This is a genomic window from Mycobacterium sp. TH-M15 (assembly GCF_057473705.1).
In genome coordinates this window covers 1-10,342 of the sequence record NZ_JBYCLB010000403.1, presented here as the reverse complement: position 1 = coordinate 10,342, position 10,342 = coordinate 1, and the positions used below count along the sequence as shown (strand labels likewise).

Annotated in this window: 10 protein-coding genes; all 10 read right to left on the bottom strand. The window is 71.4% G+C overall.

Annotated features, from left to right (window positions below; translation table 11 throughout):
• On the bottom strand, window positions 1-279 hold a 279-nt coding region (locus AC2VNT_RS09880), incomplete at its 3' end, for an L-threonylcarbamoyladenylate synthase (RefSeq protein ID WP_486946683.1).
• Window positions 276-1,121, bottom strand: a complete 846-nt coding sequence (gene prmC, locus AC2VNT_RS09875) for a peptide chain release factor N(5)-glutamine methyltransferase (protein ID WP_486946682.1) — start codon at window positions 1,119-1,121, stop codon at window positions 276-278. The genes prmC and AC2VNT_RS09880, both read right to left, overlap by 4 nt.
• Window positions 1,118-2,191 (bottom strand): peptide chain release factor 1, encoded by a 1,074-nt coding sequence (prfA, locus tag AC2VNT_RS09870; RefSeq protein WP_486946681.1) that lies wholly within the window; start codon window positions 2,189-2,191, stop codon window positions 1,118-1,120. Before prfA ends, prmC begins: the two co-directional genes overlap by 4 nt.
• A 75-nt stretch (window positions 2,192-2,266) precedes the next feature.
• Window positions 2,267-2,497: a 50S ribosomal protein L31 gene (gene rpmE / locus AC2VNT_RS09865; protein WP_486946680.1), complete on the bottom strand. Its 231-nt coding sequence runs from the start codon at window positions 2,495-2,497 to the stop codon at window positions 2,267-2,269.
• A gap of 560 nt (window positions 2,498-3,057) precedes the next feature.
• Window positions 3,058-4,788 carry a transcription termination factor Rho gene (rho, locus tag AC2VNT_RS09860; RefSeq protein ID WP_486946686.1) on the bottom strand — a complete coding sequence of 577 codons (1,731 nt, stop codon included), beginning with the start codon at window positions 4,786-4,788 and terminating at the stop codon, window positions 3,058-3,060.
• Window positions 4,789-5,106: 318 nt separating this feature from the next.
• On the bottom strand, window positions 5,107-6,048 hold the full coding sequence (gene thrB / locus AC2VNT_RS09855) for a homoserine kinase (protein WP_486946679.1): 942 nt from the start codon (window positions 6,046-6,048) through the stop codon (window positions 5,107-5,109).
• Window positions 6,048-7,115: a threonine synthase gene (gene thrC / locus AC2VNT_RS09850; RefSeq protein WP_486946678.1), complete on the bottom strand. Its 1,068-nt coding sequence runs from the start codon at window positions 7,113-7,115 to the stop codon at window positions 6,048-6,050. The genes thrB and thrC overlap by 1 nt, the downstream gene beginning before the upstream one ends.
• Window positions 7,112-8,419, bottom strand: a complete 1,308-nt coding sequence (locus AC2VNT_RS09845; RefSeq protein ID WP_486946685.1) for a homoserine dehydrogenase — start codon at window positions 8,417-8,419, stop codon at window positions 7,112-7,114. Before AC2VNT_RS09845 ends, thrC begins: the two co-directional genes overlap by 4 nt.
• A 2-nt stretch (window positions 8,420-8,421) precedes the next feature.
• Entirely contained in the window at window positions 8,422-9,786 is a 1,365-nt protein-coding gene (gene lysA / locus AC2VNT_RS09840) for a diaminopimelate decarboxylase (protein ID WP_486946684.1), read from the bottom strand.
• Window positions 9,787-9,836: 50 nt separating this feature from the next.
• Window positions 9,837-10,342 (bottom strand): DALR anticodon-binding domain-containing protein (locus AC2VNT_RS09835; RefSeq protein ID WP_486946677.1); only part of this gene is annotated, 506 nt, incomplete at its 5' end.

The window sequence follows — 10,342 nt, the reverse complement described above, 5'->3', positions numbered from 1 at the left end:
GAACGCCTGGACCAGGTCACGAGCGGTCTCGGTGACCGTCAGGGCGAGCCCGTCGATGGTGGTCCACGACCCGACCAACACCCCAACCGGCATGCCGCGGCCGCGCCGCTTCGCCGCCAGCAGCGCCGACACCGCGAGGGGGTCGAAGGCATCCGCACCGATGCCGTAGACGGTGTCGGTGGGCAGCACCACCAGCCGGCCGCCGCGCGCCGCGTCGACCGCGGCCGCGATGCCGGCCGCCCGTTCTGCGCTGTCGCCGCAGTCGAATGTCTCGCTCATGGCGCACCGTTTCTCACCGCGGTGACGAATCGGAGCCGCCCGGTCAGGTCCGCGCGGGCCGCGACATCGTCGAATCGCGCGGTCGCGGCGACCATCTCGACCGTCGCCGCCGAGGTGGTGTCGTCGTGCTCGACGGCGAGCCGGCCGCCCGGCCGCAACCAGCGTCCGGCCAGGCCGACGACGGCGTCGATCACCGCCATCCCGTCCGGGCCGGCGAACAGCGCATGTGGTGGATCATGGTGGGCCACTTCGGGGTCCAGTTCGGCGCCGTCCGGAACGTAGGGCGGGTTGGCCACCAGCAGGTCGACCCGGCCGTCGAGCTCCGGCAGCAGCCCAGCCTCGGTGACGTCGGCGCCGATCAGCTCGACGGTGCTGCCGGCGCAGTTACGCCGGGCGTAGCCCAGTGCCGTATCCGAGTCGTCGATGGCGATCACCCGGGAGTTCGGCCGGTGGTGCGCCAGCGCCAACGCCAGCGCGCCCGATCCGGTACACGCGTCGACGATCGTCGGGACACCTGGAAGTGGTTGACTGACAACCCATTCCAGAATCGCCTCGGTCTCCGGACGCGGGATGAAGACGCCGGGGCCGACGTGCAGGGTCTCCGCGCCGAAAGCCGCGGTTCCGGTCAGGTACTGCAGCGGCACCCGGGTCCGGCGGGCGGCGACCAGGTCGCGGTAGCGGACCAGGAATTCGTCGCCGGGATCGTCCAGCAGCGTCAGCCGGCCGCGGTCGGTTCCGGCCACGTGCGCGGCGAGCTCCTCGGCGTCGCGGCGCGCGGAATCGATTCCGGCGGCGGCGAACGTCGCCGCCGCGGAGTCGATCGCCGACCGGAGAGCGGTCATCGTTGCTGCAGTCTCGCTTCTTTGTCGGCGGCGGCCAGCGCGTGGAACAGGGCGTCGAGGTCGCCGTCGAGCAGCTGGTCGAGGTTGTGCGCCTTGTAGCCGATCCGGTGGTCGGTGATCCGGTTCTCCGGGAAGTTGTAGGTGCGGATCCGTTCGCTGCGGTCCACCGTGCGGATCTGGCTGGCCCGGTCCGCCGAGGCGTCGGCCAGGGCCTGCTCCTCGGCCAGCGCCTGCAGCCTGGCCGCCAGCACCTGCATCGCCCGGGTCTTGTTCTGCAGCTGGGATCGTTCGTTCTGGCAGGTGACCACGATCCCGGTGGGCAGGTGGGTGATCCGGACCGCCGAGTCGGTGGTGTTGACCCCCTGCCCGCCCTTGCCGGACGACCGGTAGACGTCGATCCGCAGGTCGGCCTCGTCGATGCTGACCTCGCCGACCTCCTCGGGTTCGGGGTAGACCAGCACACCGGCCGCCGAGGTGTGCACCCGGCCCTGGGATTCGGTCACCGGCACCCGCTGCACTCGGTGCACCCCGCCCTCGAACTTCATCCGCGACCAGACGCCGTCCGGGCCGTCCCCCTTGCTGCCGATCGCCAGCGTGGCGTCCTTGTACCCGCCCAGGTCCGAGGTGGTCTCGTCGAGCACCGTCACCGACCAGCCGTGCCGCTCGGCGTAGCGGATGTACATCCGGGCCAGATCCGCGGCGAACAGCGCGGACTCCTCCCCGCCCTCACCGGATTTGACCTCCAGCACGATGTCGTCGGCATCGTGCGGGTCACGTGGGGCCAGCATGTCGGTGAGCTGGCGGTCCAGTTCGTCTGCCCGGGCCGCCAAATCGGCTGCCTCGGCGGCGAACGACGCGTCGTCGGCGGCCAACTCCCGCGCCGCCTGCAGATCCTCGCGGGTGGACTCCAGCTTGCGGTGCGCGGCGACGATCGGGGCGAGCTGGGCGAAGCGCCGCCCGGCCCGGCGCGCCTCGGCCGGGTTGTTGTGCAACTCCGGGTCGGCGAGCCGGCGCTCCAACTCGGCATGCTCGGCGAGCAGCGCGTCGATCGCCTGGACGCTGCGGGTCACCTCAGCTCCTTATCCCCGAACGCAGATCGACGCCCGGCGGGTGCGAGTTCGCGCGGCCGGGCGTCGGTGCGGGAGCTAGTTGTCGGTTGTGGCTTCCTTCTTGCGCTTGCCGTAGCGCCGCTCGAAGCGCGCGACCCGGCCACCGCTGTCCAGAATCTTCTGCTTGCCGGTGTAGAACGGGTGGCACTGCGAGCAGATCTCCACCACGATGTGGCCACCCGGCTTGGTGCTGCGGGTGGTGAACGTGTTGCCGCAGCCGCAGACCACGGTGGTCTCGGCGTAGTCGGGGTGAATACCAGACTTCATGACGTCCTCTTCGATCGGTGGCCGCCGGGTCGCCCGCCCGTGCGGCGGACGTGAACCGGAACCGTCGGTGATCCGACGGTCGATTATGCCAGGTCGGCCCGGATCAGTTCAAAACGCGGGTTCCCCTCGCGTGCCAGCGGCCGAAACTCTACATTCACCGACAGAGTGGAGTCACCACCCGGTGCCACTCACCGGCAAACCAGGGGGTCCGCCGATGAACCTACAGAGAAAACCCGTGACCATCGCACGCGTGTGCGTTGTCGGTGCCGTTGCGGTTGCGGTCGGGATCGGCGCCGGTGCGGCCGGTGCCCAGCCGGCATTACCGGGCTTTCAACCGGTCCCCGGAGTACCCGGGCCACCGGAACCGCCGGTACCCGGAGTGCCGGGGATGCCACCGCCGGGACCCTGGGGTCCGCCACCGCCTCCGGGACCGTGGGGACCGCCGGGACCCTGGGGTCCGCCGCCTCCCCCGGGACCCTGGGCTCCACCGCCCCCCGGATTACCACCGGTTCCCGGGATCCCCGGGATCTGATCCGGCCGCCACGACGACGACGTCCGGCTCAGTCGATCTCCGCGCCGCCCGGCGTGGTCTTGGACACCTGCACCAGGAACTCGTAGTTGTTCTTGGTCTTGCGCAGCTGACTCATCAACAGGTCGATGGCCTGGTGCGAGTCCAGGCCGGAGAGCAGCCGGCGCAGCTTGTGCACGATCCCGAACTCGTCGGGTGAGAGCAGCAGCTCGTCCTTGCGGGTACCGGACGGGTTGACGTCGACCGCCGGGAAGACCCGGCGCTCGGCGATCTTGCGGTCCAGCTTGAGCTCGGCGTTGCCGGTGCCCTTGAACTCCTCGAAGATCACCGTGTCACCCTGGGAGCCGGTCTCGACCATCGCGGTGGCGATGATCGTCAGCGAGCCGCCCTCCTCGATGTTGCGGGCCGCGCCGAGGAACCGCTTCGGCGGGTACAGCGCGGTCGAGTCGACACCACCGGACAGGATGCGGCCGGACGCCGGCGAGGCGTTGTTGTAGGCCCGGCCCAGCCGGGTGATCGAGTCGAGCAGCACCACCACGTCCTTGCCCTGCTCGACCAGGCGCTTGGCCCGCTCGATCGCCAGCTCGGCGGCCTGGGTGTGGTCCGACGGTGGCCGGTCGAACGTCGAGGCGATCACCTCGCCCTTCACCGAGCGCTGCATGTCGGTGACTTCCTCGGGCCGCTCGTCGACCAGCACCACCATCAGGTGGCACTCGGGGTTGTTCCGGGTGATCGCGTTCGCGATGTCCTGCATGATCGTCGTCTTACCGGCCTTCGGCGGCGACACGATCAGCGCCCGCTGGCCCTTGCCGATCGGCATGATCAGGTCGATGACCCGGGTGGTCAGCTTCTCGGTGGTGGTCTCCAGCCGGAGCCGCTCGTTGGGGTAGAGCGGGGTCAGTTTGGAGAACTCGGGCCGCGTCTTGGCGTCCTCGATCGAGCCGCCGTTGATCGCGTCCAACCGGACCAGCGGGTTGAACTTCTGCCGCTGGTTGGGCTGCTCGCCCTCGCGGGGCACCCGCACCGCGCCGGTCACCGCGTCGCCGCGGCGCAGCCCGTTCTTGCGGACCATGTTCATCGAGACGTAGACGTCGTTGGGGCCGGCCAGATAACCCGAGGTGCGCACGAACGCGTAGTTGTCCAGCACGTCGAGAATCCCGGCCACCGGCTGCAGGACGTCGTCCTCACGCAGTTCGGCCTCGCCGCCGTCGCCACGTTCACCGCGGCGCCGCCGGTCGCGGAACCGGCGACCGCGCCGCCCGCCCCGGCCGTCGCCGTCGTCGTCGCGGTTCTGCGCTCCCTGGCCGCCGCCGCCCTGCTCGTCGCCTCGGCCCTGCCCGCGCTCTTCGGCGGCGGTGTCCTGCTGCGCGCCCGTGCCGGCCTTCTGGTCGCCGCCGGTTTTCGGGTCCCCGCCGGCGTCCGGCGCGCCGGCCCCACGGCTGGCGCCGCGCCGCTCCCGGCGCGGGGTCTCGGTCTTGGTCGCCGGGTCGGGGCTCTCGACGGTCGACCCGTTGCCGCCCCCCCGGCTCTCCTGGATCGCGGCGATCAACTCGCCCTTGCGCATCGCCGAGGCCCCCTTGACGCCGGTTCGGTTGGCCAGCGCGCGCAGGTCGGGCAGCAGCATGCTGGCGAGCGAGCCGTCCCGACCGGTGCCGTTCTTGTCCGCCTTGTCGGCCTTGTCGACTTTGCCAGCGGCTCCGTCGGCTTTGCCGGCTTTTTCAGCGGCGCCGTCGGCCGGCGCCGTCTCCGGCTTGCCCGACAGCTTTCGGTCTTCGGTGCTGTCGTCGGCCGTGATGAGGTCCGTATCGGTCACGGATTTCCCTTTCTTCCCTCGTCGGCGTTGTCGCGCGAGGGGTCAATTGCAGTCAGCGGAATCGCCGAGCGCGTGCCACCGGCACCTCAGTACGGTGCGTCGGCGGCATCGAAGTATGAGCCGTCATCCCCGAGAAGAATTGATGGTTTCCCAGTTGACATCGCAGCATGTGATGCAGACGCAGATGCTGCGATAGCTGGACGCGTCCGAGGATAGCCGGTGTCGTTGCCGGAAGCAACACACCGGCGTGCGGCCGCGCGCCGGGCGTCAACCCGACACCACCACGCCGGCGTTCCAGCGAACTCCGTCGCCGACCCCCACCTCGGCCACGGTGAACCCGTTCGCCGCCCCGTACTCCAGCGCCTCGGCCGGCAGCTCGGACGCCGTACTCAGCGCGATCACCGCAGGTCCGGCGCCGGAAAGCACCGCCGCCATGCCGTGCCGGCGGAGCAGCCGCAGGTACTCGGCGGAGGCCGGCTGCGCCGCCGCGCGCTGCGGCTGGTGCAGCACATCCTCGGTCGCCGCCAGCAACAGGTCCGGGCGCTGGGTCAGCGCCAGCACCAGCAGCGCCGCCCGGCTCACGTTGAACCGGGCGTCACAGTGGCTGACCTGGGCCGGAAGCAGGGTGCGGGTCTCGGCCGTCGACGAACGCTGCTCCGGTATCGCCGGAAACAGCCGGATGTCGGGATGCAGCTGCAGCGGCGCCGCGGCGTAACCGGGCGGGTCGTCGCGATCAGTCCAGGACACCACCGCCCCACCGAGCACCGCGGCGGCGGCGTTGTCGGGGTGCCCCTCGAACTCCGACGCCAGCTGGATCAGCTGCGTCTGGCTCAGCAGGGGCAGGTCACGCTGGGCGGCGAGCCCGTTCACCGCGGCGAGGCCGGCGACCACCGCGGCCGCCGACGAACCCAGGCCGCGCTGGTGCGGCACGGTGTTCCGGCAGCGCACGGCCAACCCCGGCACGTCGATGTCCGCGGCCCGCAGCCCGCACCGGATCCCTTGAACCACAAGATGATCCGGCCCAAGCGAGACCTGTCCGGCGCCTTCGCCGGTGACCTCGACGACCAGGCCGGAGTCGATGGTCTCGACCACCACCTGGTCATAGCGACCCAATGCGACGCCGATGCTGTCGAAGCCAGGACCCAGGTTCGCGCTGGAGGCGGCCACCGTCACGCTTGCCGACAACCCGACCGGCAGGGTGCGCCCCACTAGACCAGCCCCAGCTTGGCCACCACGGCCACCGGATCGACCGGCACCGCGCTCACCCTCGGCATGTCCTTGAGCGCGGTGTCGGGATCCTTGAGGCCGTTACCGGTGACGGTGCACACCACGGTCGAGCCGCGCGTCACCCAGCCGTCCTCGACGGCTTTCAGCAGGCCCGCGATGCTGGCCGCCGAGGCCGGCTCGACGAAGACACCCTCGCTGCTGGCCACCAGGTGGTAGGCGGCCAGGATCTCGTCGTCGGTGGCGGCCAGGAACCGGCCGTTGGACTGCTGCTGTGCCGCCACCGCTGCCGCCCACGACGCCGGGGCGCCGATCCGGATCGCGGTGGCAATGGTCTCCGGCTCGCGCACCGGCTCACCGAGCACCAGCGGCGCCGCCCCGGCGGCCTGGGTGCCGAGCATCCGGGGCAGCCGATCGGCCAGGCCGGCGGCGTGATACTCGGTGTAGCCCCGCCAGTAGGCGGTGATGTTGCCGGCGTTGCCGACCGGCAGGGCGTGCACGTCAGGTGCCCGGCCGAGTGCGTCGACGATCTCGAACGCCGCGGTCTTCTGGCCCTCGATGCGCACCGGGTTCACCGAGTTCACCAGCGAGACGGTCGGAAAATCGGCGTCGATCTTGCGGGCCAGCTCCAGGCAGTCGTCGAAGTTGCCGTCGATCTGGATGATCTTGGCGCCGTGCATCACCGCCTGAGCCAGCTTGCCCATCGCGATCTTGCCCTGCGGGATCAGCACCGCGCAGGTGACGCCGGCCCGGGCGGCGTAGGCGGCCGCCGACGCCGAGGTGTTCCCGGTCGAGGCGCACAGCACCGCCTGCTGCCCGCGGGCCAGCGCGTCGGTGACCGCCATCGTCATACCGCGGTCCTTGAAGGACCCGGTCGGATTCAGCCCTTCGACCTTCAGATGCACCGTGCAGCCGGTCTGCTCGGAGAGCCGGACGGCGTGGATCAGCGGCGTCCCGCCTTCGCACAGGGTGACCGGGGTCCAGTCGGCGGCCACCGGAAGCCGGTCGCGGTAGGCGGTGATCACCCCGGGCCAGGGGTGGTGAACGGTCACTGGCCGGTTCCTTCCAGTCGGATGACGCTGGCGACCCGCTGCACCGCGTCCAGGTCTGCCAGCGCGGCCACGGTCGCCGAGAGTGCGGCGTCGGTGGCGAGGTGGGTGACCACCACGATCCGCGCGCCGTCGGCCGAACCCTCTTGGCGCACCTCGGCGATGCTCACTTCCCGGGTGGCGAATTCGGCCGCCACCGAGGCCAACACGCCCGGCTTGTCGACCACGTCCATGCTGACGTAGTAGCGGGTCTGGATCAGCCCGATCGGCGCGACCGGCAGCTTGGCGTACTTGGACTCGCGCGGCGCGCGGCCACCCTGCACCCGGTTGCGCGCGGCCATCACCAGATCACCGGTGACCGCTGAGGCGGTCGGCGTCCCACCGGCACCCTGCCCGTAGAACATCAGCCGGCCGGCCGCCTCCGCTTCGACCACCACCGCGTTGAATGCGCCGTTGACCGACGCCAGCGGGTGGCCCAGCGGCACCAGCGCCGGGTACACCCGCGCCGAGACATGTTGCCGGCCTTCGGCGGCGGTGACCCGCTCGCAGATCGCCAGCGCCTTGATGGTGCAGCCCAGCGCGCGGGCCGACGCGAAGTCGGCGGGGGTGATCGCGGTGATGCCCTCGCGATAGACGTCGTCGGCGGTGACCCGGGTGTGGAACGCGATCGAGGCCAGGATCGCCGCCTTGGCCGCGGCGTCGTAGCCCTCGACGTCGGCGGTCGGGTCGGCCTCGGCGTAGCCGAGCGCGCCGGCGTCGGCCAGCGCCGCGGTGTAATCCGCGCCGGTGGAGTCCATCTCGGAGAGGATGTAGTTGGTGGTGCCGTTGACGATCCCGGCCACCCGTAGCACGGTGTCGCCGGCCAGCGACTGGGTCAGCGGCCGGATCACCGGGATCGCGCCGGCCACCGCGGCTTCGAAGTACAGGTCGACATGGGCGCGCTCGGCGGCCTGGGACAGCTCGCCGGTGGAACTGGCCAGCAGCGCCTTGTTCGCGGTGACCACCGACTTGCCGTTCTCGAGGGCCGACAGGATCGCCTTGCGCGCGGGCTCGACCGGTCCCATCACCTCGACGACGATGTCGACGTCGGTGCGCGACACCAACTCCTCGACGTTGTCGGTGAGCAGCTCGACCCGCACGCCCCGGCCGGGCGCCACTCGGCGCACCCCGACGCCGCGCAACACCAGCGGGGCGCCGACCCGCGCCGCCAGGTCCACGGCGCTGTCCTCGATGATCCGGACCACCTCGCTGCCGACGTTGCCCAGCCCCAGCACGGCGACGCCCACCGGATGCTCGTCAGAGAACACGCTCACCTCACCTCCAGGCTGACCAGGTCGTCGATCGTCTCCCGGCGCAGCATCAGCCGCGCCCGGCCGTCGCGCACGGCCACCACCGCCGGCCGGCCGACCATGTTGTACCGGCTCGACATCGCGTAGCAGTAGGCGCCGGTGGCGGCCAGCGCCAGCAGGTCGCCGGGCGCCAGATCGTCCGGAACCCAGGCGTCGTGCACCACGATATCGCCGCTCTCGCAGTGCTTCCCGACGATCCGGGCCAGCACCGGCGACGCGTCACCGGCGCGGGAGACCAGCCGCACGTCGTACTCGGCGCCGTAGAGCGCGGTGCGGATGTTGTCGCTCATCCCGCCGTCCACGCTGATGTAGCGACGGTGCCCGGTGGCGCTGACGTCGACGTCCTTGACCGTGCCAAGCCGATAGAGCGTGACGGTGCCCGGCCCGGCGATCGCCCGGCCCGGCTCCACCACCAGAGTCGGCACCGGCAAGCCCACCGCGGTGGACTCGTCGCGCACGATCGCGCCGAGCTTCCGAGCGAGCTCGGCGATCGGCGGCGGGTCGTGGTGCGGCAGGTAGGCGATGCCGAAGCCGCCGCCGAGGTCGACGGTGGAGAGCCCGGCGGCCTGCTCGGCGCCGAGTGCGGCGGCCGCGTCGCGCAGCAGCCCGATGATCCGGTGCGCGGCCACCTCGAACCCGTCGACGTCGAAGATCTGCGACCCGATGTGACTGTGCAGGCCGACCAGCCGCAGGTTCGCGGCGTCGGCAACTCGGCGGATCGCGGCCATCGCCGCGCCACCGGCCAGCGACAGCCCGAACTTCTGGTCCTCGTGGGCGGTGGAGATGAACTCGTGGGTGTGGGCCTCCACGCCGACGGTGACCCGCACCAGCACGTCCTGGGCCACCCCGGCCGCGGCGGCCACCGCCTGCAGCCGGTCGATCTCGATCATCGAGTCGACCACGATGTGGCCGACCCCGGCCGCGACCGCGCCGGTCAGCTCGTCAACCGATTTGTTGTTGCCGTGCAACGCCATCCGTTCGGCCGGAAAGCCGGCCCGCAGCGCGACCGCCAACTCACCGCCGGTGCAGACGTCGAGAGACAACCCCTCTTCGTCGACCCAGCGGGCGATCTCGCCGCACAGGAACGCCTTGGCCGCGTACCGGACGCGCTGTCCGCCGCCGAACGCCGCGGCCAGCTCCCGGCAGCGGCCGCGGAAGTCGTCCTCGTCGACGACGAACAGCGGCGTACCGAACCGCGCAGCCAGGTCGGTCACCGCCACCCCGGCCACCCGCAGCACGCCGTCGTCACCGCGAACGGCGTTGCGCGGCCAGACATGTGGCGCCAGCTCCAGCAGCTGCTGCGCGGTGCGTGGCCGCGGCGGCAGGCCCGGATGCGGGATCTCCTCGGCGTGCCGGGGTCCGGCGGGGTGGACGTTCACATTCGCTCCGGGGCGCCGACACCGAGGATCGCCAGCCCGTTGGCGATCACCTGGCGGGTGGCCTGGCATAGCGCCAGCCGCGCGGCGTTCAGGTCACCGGGCCGCTCGTCGCCTTGCGGCAGCACCCGGCAGGTGTCGTAGAACCGGTGGTAGTCGCCGGCCAGGTCTTCCAGATAGCGGCAGATCCGGTGCGGCTCGCGGAGTTCGGCGGCGGTGCTCAGCACCCGGGGGAACTCGCCGAGCGAGCGCATCAGGGTGCCCTCCTTGTCGGCGGTGAGCAGAGCCAGGTTCGCGGTGTCGGGCGCCAGGCCGAACTCGGCGGCGTTGCGGGCCAGCGAGGAGAGCCGGGCATGCGCGTATTGCACGTAGTAGACCGGGTTCTCGTTGGACGCCGACGACCACAGTGCCAGGTCGATGTCGATCGGGGTGTCCACCGAGGAGCGGGTCAGGCTGTAGCGCGCGGCGTCGACGCCGATCGCCTCGACCAGGTCGTCGAGGGTGA

Bases quoted from the DNA above. Each gene is read 5' to 3' on its own strand.
- prmC (WP_486946682.1), bottom strand. From the start codon at position 1,121: ATGACCGCTCTCCGGTCGGCGATCGACTCCGCGGCGGCGACGTTCGCC.
- rpmE (WP_486946680.1), bottom strand. From the start codon at position 2,497: ATGAAGTCTGGTATTCACCCCGACTACGCCGAGACCACCGTGGTCTGC.